Below are 18,126 nucleotides of genomic sequence, written 5' to 3'. Positions count from 1 at the left end.
GCCTAGGCTTAGGGGCGATGACTTCCCTCTTCGACAGCCTCTCCCTGCCCGGCCTCGACCCGGCGGCGCCGGGTGACGAGGCGCGCCTGCCGCGCACCGCCCCGCGGTGGGACGACGCGCCGGACGGCGGCGACCCCGGCGAGTCGGCCGTGCCCGCTGAACCGGACTGGCTGGCCGGCCTGCCGCACGAGTCGGAGGCACCACGCGCCCGCGGGGCGTACGCGCACCTCGACCCCGACGAGCTGCTGGACGGGCTCAACCCGCAGCAGCGGGCCGCCGTGGTGCACGAGGGCGGGCAGCTGCTCATCGTGGCCGGCGCCGGGTCGGGCAAGACGCGCGTGCTCACACACCGCATCGCCTACCTGCTGGCCACGGGCCGGGCGCGGGCGGGCGAGATCCTGGCGATCACGTTCACCAACAAGGCCGCCGCCGAGATGCGCGAGCGTGTCGAGGGCCTGGTCGGCCCGGCCGCGAACCGCATGTGGGTGTCCACGTTCCACTCGGCGTGCGTCCGGATCCTGCGCCGGGAGGCGACCACGCTCGGGCTGCGGTCGAGCTTCAGCATCTACGACGCCGCGGACAGCCAGCGCCTCATCACGCTGGTGACGCGCGAGCTCAACCTCGACCCCAAGAAGTACCCGGCGCGCGGGCTGTCGAACAAGATCAGCGACCTGAAGAACGAGCTGATCGACCCCGAGACCTACGCGCGGCAGGCCGTGACGTACGCGGAGCAGGAGGCGCAGGCGGAGGCCGCGTCCGCCGCGGCGGGCGGCATCCGGCGGCCGTGGGGCGGGCAGTCGGCCGACGAGCGCAACACCACCACGCCCACGTTCGACCAGGTCCTGGCCGACGTCTACACCCGGTACCAGGCGCGCCTGGCCCAGGCGAACGCCCTGGACTTCGACGACATCATCATGACCACGGTGAACCTGCTCCAGGCGTTCCCGAACGTCGCGGAGCACTACCGGCGCCGGTTCCGGCACATCATGGTGGACGAGTACCAGGACACCAACCACGCGCAGTACACCCTGGTCCGGGAGCTGGCGGGCGTGGGCGCGGACGACGACTCGGGTCTCGACCCGGCCGAGCTCACCGTCGTGGGCGACTCCGACCAGTCCATCTACGCGTTCCGCGGCGCCACGATCCGCAACATCCTGGAGTTCGAGAAGGACTACCCGGACGCCACCACGATCCTGCTGGAGCAGAACTACCGCTCCACGCAGAACATCCTGAGCGCCGCCAACGCGGTGATCTCCCGCAACGCCGGCCGCACGCCCAAGCGCCTGTGGACGGACTCGGGCGCCGGGGCCAAGATCGTGGGCTATGTCGCGGACGACGAGCACCAGGAGGCCCGGTTCGTCGCCGACGAGATCGACAAGCTCGGTGACAGCGACGACGTGCGCCCCGGCGACGTCGCGATCTTCTACCGCACCAACGCTCAGTCGCGTGCGCTGGAGGAGGTGCTGGTCCGCGTCGGCCTGCCGTACAAGGTGGTGGGCGGCACGCGGTTCTACGAGCGCCGCGAGGTCAAGGACGCCGTCGCCTACCTGCGCGCGCTGGCCAACGAGGACGACGACGTGAACCTGCGCCGCATCCTCAACGTGCCCAAGCGAGGGCTGGGCGACCGCGCGGAGTCGCTCGTCGCCTCGTTCGCGGAGCGCGAGCGGATCTCCTTCGGCGCCGCCCTGGAGCGGGCCGACGAGATCCCGGGCATGACCAACCGCTCGCTCAAGCCGCTGCTCGCCTTCCGCGACCTCATGCGGGAGCTGCGCGGCCTGGTCGACGACGGCGCGGCGCCGGCCGTGGTGCTCGGCGCGGTGCTCGACCGCACCGGCTACCTCGCCGAGCTGCGCGCGAGCGAGGACCCGCAGGACGAGGGACGCGTCGAGAACCTGGCCGAGCTGCACGCCGTGGCCGTCGACTTCGGGGAGACCGACCCGGAGGGCTCGCTCGCGGACTTCCTGGAGCGGGTCTCGCTGGTCGCGGACAGCGACCAGATCCCCGACGAGGACGTGGCCGACGGCGCCGCGGAGGAGGCGCCCAAGGAGAACCAGGGCGTCGTCACGCTCATGACGCTGCACACCGCCAAGGGCCTGGAGTTCCCGGTCGTCTTCCTCACCGGCATGGAGGACGGCACGTTCCCGCACATGCGCTCGCTGCACGACGACACGGAGCTCGCCGAGGAGCGCCGCCTCGCCTACGTGGGGATCACGCGGGCGCGCGAGCGGCTCTACATCACGCGGTCGTCGGTGCGCGCGGCGTTCGGCATGGCCAACGAGTTCCCCGAGAGCCGGTTCCTGCAGGAGGTCCCCGAGGAGCTGTGGGACTGGCGGCGGCGCGAGTCGTCGACGGCCGCGATCCGCTCGGGCCGGGGCGGCTGGAGCGGCGGGTACGGGTCGGGCGGCTACGGCTCCGGCGGGCGTTCGGGTTCGGGCGGGCGCGGCCAGGGCTCGGGCTCCTCGTGGTCCTCGGGCCGGTCGGGGGCCTCGCGCACCGGCACCACGTCGTCGTCGGGCGGCGGGCAGGCCAACCCGTTCTCCCCGCAGAAGAAGGCGGGTGCCACGGGCGGGTTCGGCGGCATCAACGTGCAGAAGGACATCCCCAGCCTGGAGATCGGGGACCGCGTGACGCACGACTCCTACGGTCTGGGCACCGTGGTCGACGTCGAGGCCAACGCCGTGGTCAAGATCGACTTCGGCACCAACGGGACCAAGCGCATCGCGCTGAAGTACACGGCGGTCACCAAGCTCTGAGGGGCCGGGTCCTGGCGGGGGCCGGGACCGGCTGATCCAGCCGGCCTCGGCTCGGTCGCGGCCCATCCTCTCCTTCGGGGCCTAAGTTTCTTCGCTTTGGAGGGGCTCAAAGCGAAGAAACTTAGGCCTCGAAGGGGACTGCTGGCGGGCCGGGCTTCACATTCCGGACTTTTTCGGTCCACGGAGGTTCGGTACCGTCCGCCCATGGTCCTGACCGACGACGCCCGGCCCGGCCTGGTCGCCGGGCCCGCCCCGGCCGCAACCACGCCATCGGCCCCGGGCTCGCCGTCCGCGGGATCCCCCGCGGCCCCGGCGGGGAGCCCGACCCCGAGCGGTGACCCGCGGTCCGCGACAGCACACGGCCCCCGGATCCCCGGCCTCGACGGTCTGCGAGCTGTCGCGGTGGTCGCGGTCGTCGCGTTCCACCTGGCGCCGGCGTGGGTACCGGGCGGGTTCCTGGGCGTGGACGTCTTCTTCGTGGTCAGCGGGTTTCTCATCACCACCCTGCTGCTGCGCGAGGTCGCGGGCACGAGCTGGATCCGGCTGCCGCGGTTCTGGGTGCGCCGCGCCCGCCGGCTGCTGCCCGCCCTCGCGCTGGTGCTGGTCACGAGCATCCCGGTGGCGCGGCTGGTCGAGCCGGACCTCACGGTCGGCATCGGGCGCCAGCTCCTCGGGGCGGTGACGTTCAGCACCAACTGGGTGGAGATCGCCGCGGGCACCGACTACTTCGACGAGTCCCAGCCGGAGCTCCTGCGGATCCTGTGGTCGCTGGCCATCGAGGAGCAGTTCTACCTGGCGTGGCCGGTGCTGCTCGTGCTCCTGCTGATCACCGTGCGTTCAGCCGCCTGGCGGGTGCGGATCGTGGCCGCGGGCGCGCTCGTCTCGGCGGCGGCCATGGCGCTCCTGCTCATGCCCGCGTACGGGACCGGCGTGGACCCCACCCGCGTCTACTACGGCACCGACACCCACGCGTTCGGGCTGCTCCTCGGGGCCGCGGTGACGCTGCGCTGGGCCAAGGCCGGTCCGGCGCTGTGGGGCGCGCGGGCCCGCGTGCTGCCGCCGCTCGCCCTGGCCGGCCTGGTCGCCCTGTTCCTGCTGCTGCGCAGCGACTCGCCCCTCACCTACCCGCTCGGGCTGCTGGCCGCCTCGCTGCTGGCCCTCGTCCTCGTGCAGGCGTGCGGCGCGGCCCGGGTCGAGCCCACCTGGTTCACCACCGCGCTGGAGGCTCCCGCGCTGCGCTGGGTGGGGGAGCGGTCGTACGGGATCTACCTGTGGCACTGGCCGGTCGCCTGCGTGGTCACGGCGGCGGTCGGGGCGCAGCCGGGGACCGTGTGGTGGGGCGTCGGCACCGGCCTCACCGTGGCGCTGACGGTCGTGCTCGCGGCGGCGTCGTACCGGTGGGTGGAGCTGCCGGTGCGCCGGCTCGGCTTCCGGGGTGCGCTCCGGGCGCTGCTCGGCGCGGTGCGCACCGCCGCCGTCGTGCCCAAGGCGGCCGTGGTGGTCGCGGTGCTCGCCCTGGTCGGGACGGGGGCGGCGGTCACGTCGGCCCCGTCCCGGACGGCGACCGAGCTCGCCATCGCCGCCGGGGTCCAGGCCGCGGCAGGGCAGGCGGCGGCGCAGGCCGCCGCCGGACCGAACACCGCGACCCCTGCGGCCGACGGCGCCGGCGCGCCCGCCCCGACGTCGCGCGCCGGCGGGCCGGCGTCGGACCGCCTGCCCTTCGGGGCGCGGCAGGGCACCCAGGTCTCCGCCTTCGGTGACTCCGTGCTGGCGGCCGCCGCACCCGCGATCCTCGCCCGCTACCCGCGTGCCCAGGTCGAGGGCGTGGTGAGCACGGACTGGCTCGACGCCGAGCGGATGATCCGCACGGCCAAGCGCGAGGGCCGCCTGCGCGAGACGGTGCTGCTGAACTTCGGCACCAACGCGGGCTTCCAGCTCGAGGGCTCGGCCGACGCCGCGAAGCACGTGCTCGACATGATCGGGCCCGACCGCCGCGTGGTGCTCGTCAACAGCGTGGGGATCAGCTACTGGGTGCCCGACGCGAACAAGACCCTCGACCGGATCGCCGCGGGCCGCGAGAACGTCGAGGTGGCCGACTGGCACACGCTGGTCGACGAGCATCCCGGCCTGCTGCACGCCGACGCGACGCACCCGAACCTGGACGGCGTCGAGGCCTACACCGACCTGGTGGAGCGGTCGTTCGCGGCGCTGGAGTGACACGTGCCGGCCGGAGGGCCGGCCGGCATGACACGGCTTGGCGCGCCGCGCCCGGTTTAGGCCACTATGTGTCGCCATGAGGATCCTGGTCTCCGCGGGTCGCCTGTTCGTGGCGCACTGGCCCGCGCTCCTGACGCTCGGCCTGCTCGGCGTCGCCGTCCGGAACGGCGCGATGTGGGGCGCGGTCGAGCTGAGCCAGTGGAACTCGTTCGTGGCGCAGCTCCTGCTGATCCTCAGCCCGCTCGGGTACCTCGTGCCGGTGGTCGGGATGCTGTGGGTCTGCCGGCACAGCCTGCCGAGCCTGGGCGGCGCCGACCTCGGCCGCCGGGAGCGCGCGGCGCAGGCGGCGATCCCCGGCATGCTGCCCACCCGCCGGGCCCCGATGATGCCCTCGGAGCGGCGCGAGCGTCGCCTCATCGACATCGCGCTGTCCGTGCTGGTGCCGTTCCTGGTGGTCTACGAGGTCGAGGGCCTCATGGACGCCGACCAGACGAGGTTCACCAACGAGGCGGCGGCCGACGAGCTGTTCAACGACACGTTCAGCGCGGAGGGCGTCGACTTCATGTCCCGCCTCGGCGTCTGGTCGGGCTGGACGGTCGTCGCCATCGTGGCCGGCGCGTTCGTGCTGCGCTGGCTGCTCGGCCGGCTCGAGGGCAAGCTCCAGCTCCTCGGCATCGCGGTGCTCGGCGGCTGCCTCGAGATCTACTGGACCAGCCAGGTCGCCAAGCAGGTCGAGTCGATCGAGCTCGGGCTGTGGGACCTCGCCGCGGACCGGCAGCTCGTGGCGGCCGCCGTCGGCACCGTCGGCGCGGCGCAGGAGAGCGTGGGGGAGGCCGGCAACGACGCCGCGGCCTTGGTGGCCGACGGCTTCGTCACCGTCCTCGAGTCGCTCGACGTCGTCCTCGTCGCGCCCCTGGCCTGGCTCGCCATCGGCGCCGTGGTCCTGGGGCACAAGCTCATGGAGCCGCCGTCGAGCGAGCACCGCTGGCTCGACCGGATGACGTGGATCCCGGCCGGGCTGCGGTCGCTCCTGGAGTCGCTCACCGAGGACCTGCGCGCCCGCTTCTCCGCCCTGTGGAACGGCCTGAAGCTGATCGTGCGCGGCGGCCTCGGCCCCATGCTGGTCTTCTGCCTGGGCTACCTCGTGGTCATGCGGGCCCCGTACGCCGTCGGCTGGCTCGTGCGAGCCGTCACCGGACCGGTCGAGACCAACGCATGGATCGCGTTCAGCCCCTTCGAGGCGGCCACGGGGCTCGTGGTGTCCCTGGCGCTGGCCGCCGCGCTGATCGCCGCGACGGTCGAGGTGCTGGTCGAGCGGGGCCTGGCGGTCCGCGACCTGGACGACGACGCCACCCCCGTGGCCGGGAACCGCGCGGTCCCCGCCCCGGCGACGGCCGCCCGCTAGGGCAGCTCGACCGTCAGGTAGTCCGGGCCGCCGAACGACAGCCGGGCCTGCGTGATCGTCGCGTCGGGGTCCACCAGCACGAACGAGCTGACGTCCCACTCGGGCTGCTCGCTCACGAAGCCCTCGGCGTCCGGCAACGAGCAGCGGTTGGAGTTGCCCAGCACGTCCGGCGACGACTCCCCGTACCGCGTGCCGTCGTCGGCCACGAGGGCGATCTGGCACAGCGACAGGTCGGTCTGCGGCTCGGCCGCGAAGTGCAGCCGCACCTCGTACGCGACCGACCCCTCGGGGATCGGGACCGGGTCGCCGTAGGCCGGCGCGGGCAGCTCGTCCACCCGCTCGACGCCCGTCACCGTCGCGTCGAGCTCGCGCACCACCCAGGTGTCCGCGCGCTCCGGCACGTCGTACCCCGTGTCGAGGTACTCGCTCTCCAGGTGCGCCTGCTCGCCCAGGGCGACCCGCTGGGACTCGTAGTGCAGGCCGTCCGGCCACCAGTAGGCCCACACCCGGAACGACGACGCCCCCGTGGCCACCGCGAGCGCGAGCGGCAGCAGCACCAGCCACACGGCGTTGCGCCGCCACCAGCCCCGGGGCCGCCCGGCCTGCGGGACGTCGGGCGGCACGGAACCGGGCAGCAGGCCTGGCCGCAGGCTCGGCGCCCCGCCCGGGTACGCGCCCTGACCGGGGCCCTCGTACGAACCCGGCCCCGGCACCGCCGGGGTCACCAGCGTCGTCATCCCGCACTCCCTCCCGCACTCGCCGTGGCGTAGCCCGGCGCCTCCGTCTGCACCGTGTCGGTCGCCGCCCACAGCTCCTTCGCCTGCTGCGCGGAGATGCCCAGGTCGACCACCCCGGCGGCGTCGCGCCGCTGGCCGGCGTAGTCCTCGGTCTGGCTTCCGCGCGCCAGCCGCACCGTCGCTCCGGCGAGCGCGTCCTGGGGTACGTCGAAGCAGTAGGTCGTGTGCCACGCGTAGCCCGGCTGGGCGTTGGCCGACGTCGAGCAGCCGGCCTGGTTGGTGGGCCAGAACCGCCGGCCCTCGGCATCGGTGATCTCGGCGCCGCCGAAGACGGTCGCACCCTGCGTGGCCCGCCAGGTCGCGTCCACCACCACGAACGTCCCGTTCGCGACGGCGGTCTCCGAGAAGCTCTCCAGGGTGTCGGCGACCCGGACGTCGGTCACGGTCAGCTCCGCGTAGGTCAGGTCGAGCGTCTCGCCCACCGCGCCCTCGACCACGAACGGCGTCTCCACGACGGTCTCCTGCGGCACGGCGGTGACGAGCGCGCAGCCCGCGACCACGCCGCCGACGACCAGGGCCGAGCCCTGCCACGTGATCCGGCGGCGCCCGTGCCTCACGCCTGACCCTCCTCGGCCTCGGCCATGCCCCGGTTGTCCTTGACCCGGATCGCGCCTTCGAAGGCGAGGTCCGCGGGCAGCCAGTACCCGTTGTCCAGGGTCAGGCGGCTCTCGTCGATCCAGGACAGCTCCAGCATCCGGAGCGGGATCTCGTCGCCCGTCCACTCGCCGCTCTGCTCCCAGATCAGCGCGATCTGGTAGGTGACGCCGGGGTTGAGCACGCTGGTGCTGGTCGCGTCCTTGACGTGGAGGATGGTCGCGGACGGCAGCTCGGGTTCCCCGGACTCGCCGGGGGAAGCGCTCGCGGAGGGGTCCGCGTCGGCGGAGGGGTCCGCGGAGGGTGCGACACCGGCGTCGGCTCCGGCCTCGGCACCCGGGTCGGTGCCCTGGTCCGTGTCGAGGCCGGCGAACGGGTCCACCGCCACGATGCCCACGCCCTCGGGCGCGGGGACGGCGCTGCCGAGCGTCGAGCTCAGCTCGGGCACGTCGCTGGTGTTCACCACGTCCGCGACCACGGCGAGCATGTGGTTCCCCGGCGCGGGCACGAGGTAGCCGAGCTCGTCGGCCATCACGGCCCGCAGCACCGTCACGTCGAACGGGCCCACCTCGACCGCCGTCCCCGCCACGATCGGGTCGGCCTGCGCCTCCACCTTGTTCCACGCCCCGAACGGGGAGACGGCCACGAGGGCGGCGACGACGCCGGCGCCGACGCGCTGCATCGTCGACATGTCGTCGGCGACGGCCGAGACCACGCGGCGGCCGAGCCGGAACGCGATGTCGGGGCCGCCGTTGCGGGCATGCTTCATGGCGCACGATCGTAGCGGTGCATCACGGACCAACCGGGCGAAAGTCCACGGGGTTCGGCGGGGCTCGGCCGCGCCGTCCGCCTACCCAGCGATCTGGCCCGGAGACACGCGGTTTCCGGGCCAGATCGCTGGGTAGAAGCGCACCTCGTGGACGAGCCTCGCGGGTCAGCGCAGGCCGAACGCCCTGGTCAGCGTCTGCGACACCCGGTTGTCGTCACTGTCCTCGACGACGGTCCGCAGGGTCGCGAACTGCGCGCCCCGCGGCGCCGACAGCCGGGCCGACCAGGCGTCCGGCCCGTCCGTCTGCCGGTCCCGCGTGAGGTCGAGCCGCCGCCACGTGGCGCCGTCGTCGTACGACACCTCGACCGTGGGCCGCCCCACCCGGGCCTCGATCCCGGGCAGGTGCGACGGCGTCACCGTCAGCCGGGCCGTGCGCGACGCACGTCCCGCCGTGTCGGTGTCCACGCCGTAGTCGAGCTGGATCAGCGGCAGCGGCTCGACGGCGTCCGGCCCGCTCGCCTCCGACGTGAAGTCCCACTGGGTGAGCGTGTGCGTCGAGTACGGACCGGCCCAGTCGGCACGGTCGTTGTCGGCCACGACGCGGTACGGCAGCCGCTCCGCGGGCAGGCCGCCGTTCACGGGCAGGAACTCGGCGTTGCCCCACAGGAGCTCGGTGTCGCCCTGGTAGAGCGTCGCCCGGTTGCGGACGTCGAAGTTGCCGCCGCCCGTGGCACCGACGTGCCCGCTGCCCGAGTCGCCCCAGCCGGGCACCGGCACGTACATCTGGTCCAGGTAACGGATGGGCTGGTAGCCCAGCGCCGACATGCGCGGGCGCAGCACCGGCCCGAACCACGTCACGTCGCTGGTCGTGCGGGCCTTGTACTCCAGCACGTCGACGTTCGACTGCCCCATCTCGCCGGACATGTGCGCGCTCTGCGTCCACGGCACACCGGCCGCGACCCAGTCGGTCCGCTCGCCCTGCGCGGGAGCGGCGAGCTGGTTGCCCGCCGTCCAGCCGTGCCAGACGTCGAACCGGGCCTCCATCGCGGGACCCTGGCGGTAGTTGCGGAACGACATGTCCACCCGCGCCAGGTCGCCCTTGGCCGAGGTCCACGTGGGCCGGGCCGGCACGGCGCCGGTCCAGTGGTGCACCACGTCGTAGGTGTACTCGGTCGTGGGGTGCGACGAGACCGTGACCTCCGGCCGGCGCCCGTCCAGCGACCGCAGCAGCTCCTCACCCTGGCCGGACGTCAGCGTGGCGACGGTGAGCGGTGCGGGCTCGCCCGGGATCCACGGGGACTCGTCCCACGGTGCCAGCCGCCCGGCGCCGTCGTGCACCACGAACAGCAGGCGTGCACCGGCGTCGGCCGCGGCCTGCGCCAGCGGCGCGATCTCGTCCGAGTCGGCGGCACGCACGACGACGGCGGTGTCCTTCAGGCCGTGCCCGCTCCCGTGCCGCGCCAGGTCCGACGGACCCTCGGCCTCGACCACACGCAGCGTGCGGGTGCCCTCCGGCAGCGGCGTCGCGCCCCGCTTGACCCGCAGGTCGTCCAGGCCGTCGAATCCGCCGCGGCCCTTCGTGACCGTGAGCGCCGGCTGCTCCAGCCGGAACTGCGCCCCGAACTCGAACAGACCCGCGGTGACCTTCTTCCCCGTGGGCAGCGCCCACAGGCTGTCGTACTCACCCGGCGGGAACATGGAGCTCGCCGTGTAGCCGCCGTTCGGGAACTGCCGGATCACGTCCAGGCGCATGGCGGCCGGATCGGTACTCTGCGGCACCTCCGCACGGACCTGGACCGCCTTGCGGGCGTCCAGCGTCACCGACCGGTCCTGGCTCAGGTCCACGTCCACGAAGCTCAGCAGCGCCGTGCCGAGCGAGCCCGGCCCGTTCGCGCCCTCGACGTCGACCGACAGCCAGCCGCTGTAGCTGCCCACCGGCATCCGCAGCACGGCGGTGCCGTTCTCGTCCAGGTCCGCCCCGGCGAAGATCTGGTCCGACGTCACCAGCAGCTTGCCCGTCGCGGGACGGCCGTCGTCACCCGTGACGGTGACGGTCAGCCTCTGGCGCTGCCCCTCGCGGGTCGCGCCCGTCAGGGTGCGGGCCCGCACGGCCCCGGTGCCGTCCGTCGCCACGACCGTGGCGCTCAGGTCGGCCTCCGCCGGCAGGAGCGAGAGGTCGGCCACGAGATCCACGGACGCCGTGCCCTGGGCGGGCACGGTCACCGTGTCGGAGGACAGGGTGAGGAAGCCCGCCGGGACCGCGCCGTCGACCGCGAGGTGCAGGTCGACCGGGGCGTCACCCAGGTTCGTGTACGTGATCGGCTTCGACGCCGGCTCGCCCGTACCGTCGTCGAACGTGTGGAAGCCGAACCCGGCGCTCGCGGTGCCGAACACGGTCGCGGCCACGGCCGCGGGCGCGTCGAGACGGCCGCTGCCGGCCTCGTAGGCGGTGTAGGCAGGGGTCGGCACGGCGGTGCTGACGATCGCCTCCTTGATCTGCTCCGCCGTCCAGTCCGGGTGGGCCGCCGCGACGAGCGCCGCGGTGCCCGCCACGTGCGGGGTCGCCATCGAGGTGCCGCTCATCGTCGTGTACATCCCGGAACCGCGCACGAGCTGCGAGCGGGCCGCGAGCACGTCGACGCCGGGGGCGGTGATCTCGGGCTTGACCCCGCCGTCGACGGCGGGGCCGGTGCTGGAGAAGTCGGCCAGCGTGTCGGTCGCGTCGACCGCGCCCACGGCGAGGGCCGAGTCCGCCAGGGCGGGCGTGCTGATGGTGCGGGGGCCGCCGTTGCCGGCGGCGGTCACGAACAGCGCACCCGTCTCGGCGGTGAGCTCGTCCACGGCGGTCGCCATCGGGTCGTCGGCGCCGGCGGGCTCGCCGCCCAGGCTCATGCTGACGATGCGGGCGTCCTGGTCGCGCGCGGCCCACTCCATGCCCGCGATGATCCAGGACTCCAGGCCCTGGCCGTTGCTGTCGAGCACCCGGCCGACGTGCAGCCGGGCGCCGGGGGCGACGCCCCGCTCCAGCCCGTCGGAGGCCGCGCCGGTGCCGGCGATCGTCGAGGCGACGTGCGTCCCGTGCCCCTGGTAGTCCTCGACGTAGTCCTCGGTGGTGACGAAGTTGGCCGCCTCGGCGACCTGGTCCGCCAGGTCGGGGTGGGTCGTGTCGATGCCCGTGTCGAGCACCGCGACGTCCACTCCCTCGCCGGTGTTGCCGTCGGCCCAGACGTCGGGCGCGCCGATCTGGGCGGTCGACTCGGCGAGGTCGGCCGTGACCGGGCCGTCGAGCCAGATCTTCTCGATGCCGCCGGCGAACGTGGGGGCGCCGCCGGTGGTGCGGGCGGCGTCGTGAGCCCCGGCCGTCGCCGAGTCTCCCGTCAGGGCGGTCCAGAAGGCAGCCGCCTCGTCGCGGTCCTGCGTCACGGCGGCGCCGTCCACGCTGGGCAGCGCGCGCACGACGTCGGACCCATCGAGCGGCGTGGTGCCGCGCGACCGGGCGGCGGCGTCCGTGTAGCGGACGATCAGCGGCAGCGTGTCCGTGCTCGCGTCGTCGTAGCCGTTGGCGAGGAGCCGCGTGACGTCGAACAGGCGGTCGTCGAGGGTACCGGCCGTCACGTAGGGCAGTGCGGCGTCCGGGTAGACAAAGGTGCTGCCGTCGCGCTCGGTGCGGTGGTAGGACGACGTCGTCCCGCCGGGGCCGGTGACGTTGGTGACGCTCGTGCCGTCCGCCGCCGTGGTGATGGTGACCGTGTCACCGGTGATCAGGGTGACGCTGCGCGATCCCGCCGCCGATGGCGGGAGAGCGGTGGCGGAACCGCCCGGCGGGACCGCCGGGCCGGCGGGGCTCGCGGCAGACGCCGACGCGGCCCCGACCGCGAGGGCTGCGGCCACGCCGGTGGCGACCAGCGCCCTGGCGCGGGTGGAGATGGTGAACACAGTTGTCCCTTTCGACAGTGGTGTGCCCATTTCCTAACCCTCGGACGCGGCGCGCTGGGTTTCGCCCGTGTAACGGCACCGCCATTTCCTGGCCAACTCCGGTCAGGTGGCAGGCAACGGCCACGCCCCGCGCCCCGGGAAGGGGGCGCGGGGCGTGTCGCGAGCCGTGGTTCAGGCCGCCTTGCCCGACCCCTCCGCCAGGCGACGGACCCGGTCGAGGTCCGCCCCGGCGTCGGACAGGATGCCGCGTGCCGGGGACTCGGCCCGGGTGAGGCCGAGCAGGAGGTGCCCGCCGTGGATCTCCTTGGAGCCCAGGCGGAGCGCCTCGCGGAGCGCGAGCTCCAGCGACTTCTTGGCGTCCGGGGTGAACGGGATGTGCTTGCGGCGCCCGCGCAGGGTGCGGCCGGCGCGGGCCAGGGCGCCCTCGCCGAACGTGGCCTCAGTGCGCCGCGTCACCTCGTCCAGGTCGATGCCGACGGCGGCCAGCGCGGCCGGGTCGAGCGCGTCGCCCGCCTCGATCCGGGCCCGGGCACTCTCGACCAGGGCGGCGGTGTCCACCCCGCCGTCGGTCAGGGCGGTCCGGGCCGGGCCGACGCTCCCGGCGAGGGCGACGAGCAGGTGGCGGCTGTCGATCTGGTCGCTGTGCGCGTCGCGGGCGACCTGCTGGGCGTCGACGACGGCGGAGCGGGCGTCCTTCGTGAACCTCTCGAACATCAGATCCTCCTGTTGTGCTTCTTGTGCACGGCCTGCCGGCTGACGCCGAGCGCGTCGGCGATCTCCTGCCACGACCAGCCGAGGCGCCGCGCCCGCTCCACCTGGAGCGTCTCGAGACGGTCGGCCAGCTCGCGCATGGCTCGGACGGCGCGCAGTCCTTCGGCGGGGTCGTCCCCGGCGGCGGATGCGGCGAGTGCTTGCTGGGTCATGTGTCAACTATGGTTGACAAGTGGGCCGACTGTCAACCCTGGTTGACAGAATTCGCGGATCGAGACGTGTACCACACACCCGTGCCGAAGAAGCCCGGAATACCGCCGCTCTCGTTCGGAACCACGGGCGATCCAGGGCTACCCTGTACGGGGATGTCTTGACGTCGAGACATCGCTTCAGCCGGGCTCCGGGCGACTACGACGTCCGAGGGCCGCATCCCGATGGAAGGACGCAGCAGGGTGGACCTGTTCGAATACCAGGCGCGCGACATCTTCGAGAAGCACGGCGTGCCCGTGCTGGGCGGGGTTGTCGCGACGACCCCCGAGGAGGCTCGCGAAGGCGCCGAGAAGCTGGGCGGCGGCACTGTCGTCGTGAAGGCCCAGGTCAAGACCGGCGGTCGCGGCAAGGCGGGCGGCGTCAAGCTGGCGCACTCGCCGGAAGAGGCCGCCGAGAAGGCCGGCGAGATCCTCGGCATGGACATCAAGGGTCACACCGTGCACCGCGTGATGATCGCCCAGGGTGCCAAGATCGCCGAGGAGTTCTACTTCTCCGTGCTCCTGGACCGGTCCAACCGCAACTACCTCGCCATGTGCTCCGTCGAGGGCGGCATGGAGATCGAGCAGCTCGCCGTCGAGCGCCCCGAGGCGCTGGCCCGCGTCGCCGTCGACCCCGCCGTCGGCATCGACGAGGCCAAGGCCGCCGAGATCGTGGACGCCGCCGGCTTCGCCGACGACATCAAGGGCAAGGTCGCCGAGGTCATCCAGGGCCTGTGGACCGTGTTCAAGGCCGAGGACGCCACGCTGGTCGAGGTGAACCCGCTGGTCAAGACGGAGGACGGCGAGATCGTCGCCCTCGACGGCAAGGTCACGCTCGACGAGAACGCCGGCTTCCGCCACGCGGACCACGCCGAGCTCGAGGACTCCGCCGCGGCCGACCCGCTGGAGGCGAAGGCCAAGGAGAACGACCTCAACTACGTGAAGCTCGACGGCGAGGTCGGCATCATCGGCAACGGCGCGGGTCTGGTCATGTCCACCCTCGACGTCGTCGCCTACGCGGGCGAGAAGCACGGCGGCGTCAAGCCCGCCAACTTCCTCGACATCGGCGGCGGCGCCAACGCGCAGGTCATGGCCAACGGTCTCGACGTGATCCTGAACGACGAGCAGGTCAAGTCGGTGTTCGTGAACGTCTTCGGCGGCATCACCGCCTGCGACGAGGTCGCCAACGGCATCGTGGGCGCGCTCGACATCCTCGGCGACGAGGCGTCGAAGCCGCTGGTCGTCCGCCTCGACGGCAACAACGTCGAGCTCGGCCGCCAGATCCTGAACGAGCGCAACCACCCGCTCGTCACCCTCGCCGACACCATGGACGGTGGCGCCGACCTCGCCGCCGCCAAGGCTGCCGCCGCCTGATCGCCCGCTGAAGACTTCGAAAGCAGAGACAAGAAGACAATGTCGATCTACCTGAACCAGGACTCGAAGATCATCGTCCAGGGCATCACGGGCGGCATGGGTGCCAAGCACACCGCCCTGATGCTGGACTCCGGCGCGACGATCGTCGGCGGCGTGAACGCTCGCAAGGCCGGCACCACGGTGACCCACAAGGACGCCTCCGGCGCCGACGTGACCCTCCCGGTGTTCGGCACCGTCAAGGAGGCCATGGCCGAGACCGGCGCGGACGTCTCCGTCGTCTTCGTGCCCCCGGCCTTCACCAAGGACGCGGCCATCGAGGCCATCGACGCCGGCATCGGCCTGCTCGTGGTCATCACCGAGGGCGTGCCGGTGCAGGACACCGCCGAGGTGTGGTCGTACCTGCAGGGCAAGGAGACCCGGATGATCGGGCCGAACTGCCCCGGCATCATCACCCCGGGCGAGTCGCTCGCCGGCATCACCCCGCACACCATCACGGGCAAGGGCCCCATCGGCCTCGTGTCGAAGTCGGGCACGCTGACCTACCAGATGATGTACGAGCTGAAGGACTTCGGCTTCTCGACCGCCATCGGCATCGGCGGCGACCCGATCGTCGGCACCACGCACATCGACGCGCTCGAGGCCTTCGAGAACGACCCGGAGACCAAGGCGATCGTGATGATCGGCGAGATCGGCGGCGACGCCGAGGAGCGCGCGGCCGCGTACATCAAGGAGCACGTCACCAAGCCGGTCGTCGGCTACGTCGCGGGCTTCACCGCCCCCGAGGGCAAGACGATGGGCCACGCCGGTGCGATCGTGTCCGGCTCGTCCGGCACCGCCGCGGCGAAGAAGGAGGCCCTCGAGGCCGTCGGCGTGAAGGTCGGCAAGACGCCGTCCGAGACCGCCGACCTCATGCGGGAGATCCTGCAGGCGCTCTGATCCTGATCGACGACGGCGGTTCCCTCGCACGGGGAGCCGCCGTCGTCGTCACTCCCGGCGGCTGGACCTCGATGTCTCTGTCTCCGACCCGCCCGGTTGAAGACGGCCGTGCGAGCGACCAACCTGCCCGAGCCGGCTCCAGTTCGCGGCCGGACGGGGGCACCGCCTCGATCCGGTGATCGCACGGGGTCCGGACGCCACCGTTGTCCTCGGCGCTGGTGGAAAGCTTCTTTGCTCAGGATTCGTAGGGGTAGGGCGCTGGGAGGATCGCGAGGACGACCTTGCGATGGGCGTTCAGGCAATGCCTGGCGTGTCTAGCCACTTCCTCGCCCTTCGCGGTAGGCATGTAGCGCCCGCTGACGCGCTCCAGCAGTCGGCTCCCTGATTTCCTCTCCAGCGCGTTGACGTGCTTGCTCACGGTGCGCTCGTCGATGCGAAGCTCCTGCGCGGCGGTGCGCATCAGACCGAGACGGATGACCGCATCGAAGGACATGAGTTCTGGGATGGTGGGCATCAGAGCGCTCCTGGGGCGGGCGGGACCAACTGACGATGGCCGGACGCTAGCACGGTGCCGCTGGCCAAGATCCTGGTCGGATCGACGGTGCCGGCGGGTCCCGGGAACCTGGACCCGATCGCCAATGACAGACCGTAGAGCTCACAGCGCAAGTGCACTCGCCTGTGCGGCTTCGTGAACCACCCCTCGGCTTTCCAAGGTCGACCCGCCACGATGCGCGAGCTCGTCTGCTCCCAACCCGCCGATGTGCGGCTGGAGCAAGACCCTGGGCCGGAACTGGTGCCCACGCGACGGCACGCGGACAGCCCCCATGCCCAGCCGCCCCAAGAACCACGTCAGGCGAAGCGTTCAGGGCTGGCCCACTCACTGGCTGAACAGTGCTGTGAGTACCACGTCTCGTGGAACTCAGGGAAGCACTCTGGACGCCGATTCGTAAGCAGTCCTAGCGTGGTCTCGTCCACCCGTCGGAGCGTGCGTTGCTGCAGGTGAGACGCCTCGTCCGGGCTTCGTGCCGGCCCACGTCAGGTCGGTCGGCCGGTGCGCAGCCACTAGTCGAACCATGAGCGAAGGAAGTCAGTGCAGAACACATCCCGAAAGAGCCTCATGGCAGTGCTCCTGTCCTCTGCTCTCGTGACAGGCCCGTCCAACGCGTTCGCAAGTCCGAGTGACCAGACCCAGGTCGAGGAGACCGCATCGACGATCGCGGCCATGGCTCCGCAGTCCGTGCCGGTCGTCCAGGGGGATCTGGGAATCAACGCCCTCGAGGTCATCTATGAGGCGAACGGCATGCAGGTGGGGGTCAACACCGCGACCATGGCGGCGAAGATCCAGACGGTCGAGAACATTCCAGCTGAAGAAGTCGCGCCCGGCGACCTGCCGGTCGACGACGAGCCTGCCGGCGACAACCCCGTAGAGGACGGACCTGCCGACACCGAGCCAGCCGCTCCGGCCGCCGCCGAGGCGGCCAGCGCGGTGCCGCTCACGATGTCGCCGCTACGGGATGGTGATCAGCCGCAGTACATCGGTGAGGCGAGTGACGGATCGCTCGTCTTCGAGGAGACCGGCGCTTATTCTGCGGTCAATACATCCGTGCAGTTCGTCGAGGACGGCTCGGTTCGTTACGTCAATGTCATTGAAGATGCGTCGGCGCCGACCACTTTTTCTTATCTGCTGACTGTGCCAAGTGGCGGCGTGGCGGCGCTCGGTCCAGACGGGGATTCGGTCACGGTCACAGACGCCGCCGGCGCTCTCGTCGGTGCGGTTGCGGCGCCTTGGGCGCGGGATGCTGCTGGCAACGATGTCCCGACGCACTATGGGCTGGTCCCCGTCAGCGCGACGACAGTGAAACTTGTTCAGACTGTTGACCATGACAGTGACGGAGTTGTGTACCCTGTCGCTGCCGACCCCTATCTGGGCAAGGCTCTGATCAGCAAGGTCACGATCGGACAGCGGTCTGGCGGCACCACGTTGTTCGTCTATCCCACGCTCTGGATGCGCGCGAACTACAACAACCCGACCGTCGTCAACAACCTTTGGTACGAGTACAAGTCGAAGGTGGCGGCCAGGTACGAGACGACCCAGTTGTGGTGGCAACTTGCCTGTCACGTGCAGGCGGCTCCTTGGAAGACGTCCTGGAACCTCGACACGTGGCGCTACCGGACTTCATATCTTTCATACGTGACGCATGCCTGCAACTGACCGGGGTGAGATCGTGAACAACGGTGAGACCGTGAACAACAGGGCGTCGAAGCTTCGGGTTCATCCGTACTGGGGATCCATCGCAGCCGCGGGCGTAATGACAATTCTCGGGATTGCGCTTCTCCTGGAGGTGGGGTTCAGCGCTGACGCAAGTGCTGAAAGCCTGCCCGAATG

13 protein-coding genes are annotated in these 18,126 nt (G+C 71.9%); 6 read left to right on the top strand and 7 right to left on the bottom strand.

Going from position 1 to position 18,126, the window contains the following annotated elements; all coding sequences use genetic code 11:
• Window positions 1–17: 17 nt before the first annotated feature.
• From AB0I29_RS10465 to AB0I29_RS10455, 3 genes are all read left to right on the top strand, one after another.
• Window positions 18–2,753, top strand: a complete 2,736-nt coding sequence (locus AB0I29_RS10465) for a UvrD-helicase domain-containing protein (protein WP_285101199.1) — start codon at window positions 18–20, stop codon at window positions 2,751–2,753.
• Window positions 2,754–2,957: 204 nt separating this feature from the next.
• On the top strand, window positions 2,958–4,970 hold the full coding sequence (locus AB0I29_RS10460; protein WP_357481266.1) for an acyltransferase family protein: 2,013 nt from the start codon (window positions 2,958–2,960) through the stop codon (window positions 4,968–4,970).
• Window positions 4,971–5,046: 76 nt separating this feature from the next.
• A complete protein-coding gene (locus AB0I29_RS10455) occupies window positions 5,047–6,375 on the top strand; it encodes a hypothetical protein (RefSeq protein WP_357481263.1) in 1,329 nt (442 codons plus the stop codon).
• Here AB0I29_RS10455 and AB0I29_RS10450 read toward each other — a convergent pair.
• The 6 genes from AB0I29_RS10450 to AB0I29_RS10425 form a co-directional block, all read right to left on the bottom strand.
• Complete coding sequence (locus AB0I29_RS10450; RefSeq protein ID WP_285101202.1) at window positions 6,372–7,112, bottom strand: hypothetical protein; 741 nt, start codon at window positions 7,110–7,112, stop codon at window positions 6,372–6,374. The genes AB0I29_RS10455 and AB0I29_RS10450 overlap by 4 nt on opposite strands.
• The gene (locus tag AB0I29_RS10445) at window positions 7,109–7,729 is read right to left on the bottom strand and encodes a hypothetical protein (RefSeq protein WP_285101204.1); all 621 of its coding nucleotides are present in this window, start codon (window positions 7,727–7,729) and stop codon (window positions 7,109–7,111) included. The genes AB0I29_RS10450 and AB0I29_RS10445 overlap by 4 nt, the downstream gene beginning before the upstream one ends.
• Window positions 7,726–8,535: a hypothetical protein gene (locus tag AB0I29_RS10440; protein ID WP_357481260.1), complete on the bottom strand. Its 810-nt coding sequence runs from the start codon at window positions 8,533–8,535 to the stop codon at window positions 7,726–7,728. Before AB0I29_RS10440 ends, AB0I29_RS10445 begins: the two co-directional genes overlap by 4 nt.
• A gap of 165 nt (window positions 8,536–8,700) precedes the next feature.
• Window positions 8,701–12,471, bottom strand: a complete 3,771-nt coding sequence (locus AB0I29_RS10435; protein WP_357481257.1) for a S8 family serine peptidase — start codon at window positions 12,469–12,471, stop codon at window positions 8,701–8,703.
• A 171-nt stretch (window positions 12,472–12,642) separates the two neighbouring features.
• On the bottom strand, window positions 12,643–13,185 hold the full coding sequence (locus AB0I29_RS10430) for a Clp protease N-terminal domain-containing protein (protein WP_357481253.1): 543 nt from the start codon (window positions 13,183–13,185) through the stop codon (window positions 12,643–12,645).
• The gene (locus AB0I29_RS10425) at window positions 13,185–13,394 is read right to left on the bottom strand and encodes a helix-turn-helix domain-containing protein (RefSeq protein ID WP_285101212.1); all 210 of its coding nucleotides are present in this window, start codon (window positions 13,392–13,394) and stop codon (window positions 13,185–13,187) included. The genes AB0I29_RS10430 and AB0I29_RS10425 overlap by 1 nt, the downstream gene beginning before the upstream one ends.
• A gap of 240 nt (window positions 13,395–13,634) precedes the next feature.
• Here AB0I29_RS10425 and sucC point away from each other — a divergent pair, with 240 nt between their 5' ends.
• Window positions 13,635–14,804 carry an ADP-forming succinate--CoA ligase subunit beta gene (sucC, locus tag AB0I29_RS10420; protein WP_285101214.1) on the top strand — a complete coding sequence of 390 codons (1,170 nt, stop codon included), beginning with the start codon at window positions 13,635–13,637 and terminating at the stop codon, window positions 14,802–14,804.
• Window positions 14,805–14,843: 39 nt separating this feature from the next.
• A complete protein-coding gene (gene sucD, locus AB0I29_RS10415) occupies window positions 14,844–15,740 on the top strand; it encodes a succinate--CoA ligase subunit alpha (RefSeq protein WP_285101215.1) in 897 nt (298 codons plus the stop codon).
• Between the two features lie 235 nt (window positions 15,741–15,975).
• Here sucD and AB0I29_RS10410 read toward each other — a convergent pair whose 3' ends face one another.
• Window positions 15,976–16,254 carry a LysR family transcriptional regulator gene (locus AB0I29_RS10410; RefSeq protein ID WP_357481248.1) on the bottom strand — a complete coding sequence of 93 codons (279 nt, stop codon included), beginning with the start codon at window positions 16,252–16,254 and terminating at the stop codon, window positions 15,976–15,978.
• Between the two features lie 576 nt (window positions 16,255–16,830).
• On the opposite strand from AB0I29_RS10410, the gene AB0I29_RS10405 reads away from it, so the two are divergent.
• Window positions 16,831–17,952, top strand: a complete 1,122-nt coding sequence (locus AB0I29_RS10405; RefSeq protein WP_357481245.1) for a DUF2599 domain-containing protein — start codon at window positions 16,831–16,833, stop codon at window positions 17,950–17,952.
• Window positions 17,953–18,126: the final 174 nt, after the last annotated feature.

The organism is Promicromonospora sp. NPDC050262 (genome assembly GCF_040655935.1).
GTDB lineage: Bacteria > Actinomycetota > Actinomycetes > Actinomycetales > Cellulomonadaceae > Promicromonospora.
Note: the sequence above shows the minus strand (reverse complement) of the source record. Positions and strands in the feature narration are given on the sequence as shown.

Coding starts and splice junctions, on each gene's coding strand:
- sucD (WP_285101215.1), top strand. CDS start 14,844: ATGTCGATCTACCTGAACCAGGACTCGAAGATCATCGTCCAGGGCATC.
- AB0I29_RS10460 (WP_357481266.1), top strand. CDS start 2,958: ATGGTCCTGACCGACGACGCCCGGCCCGGCCTGGTCGCCGGGCCCGCC.
- AB0I29_RS10410 (WP_357481248.1), bottom strand. CDS start 16,254: ATGCCCACCATCCCAGAACTCATGTCCTTCGATGCGGTCATCCGTCTC.
- AB0I29_RS10430 (WP_357481253.1), bottom strand. CDS start 13,185: ATGTTCGAGAGGTTCACGAAGGACGCCCGCTCCGCCGTCGTCGACGCC.
- AB0I29_RS10465 (WP_285101199.1), top strand. CDS start 18: ATGACTTCCCTCTTCGACAGCCTCTCCCTGCCCGGCCTCGACCCGGCG.
- AB0I29_RS10450 (WP_285101202.1), bottom strand. CDS start 7,112: ATGACGACGCTGGTGACCCCGGCGGTGCCGGGGCCGGGTTCGTACGAG.
- AB0I29_RS10425 (WP_285101212.1), bottom strand. CDS start 13,394: ATGACCCAGCAAGCACTCGCCGCATCCGCCGCCGGGGACGACCCCGCC.
- AB0I29_RS10455 (WP_357481263.1), top strand. CDS start 5,047: ATGAGGATCCTGGTCTCCGCGGGTCGCCTGTTCGTGGCGCACTGGCCC.
- AB0I29_RS10440 (WP_357481260.1), bottom strand. CDS start 8,535: ATGAAGCATGCCCGCAACGGCGGCCCCGACATCGCGTTCCGGCTCGGC.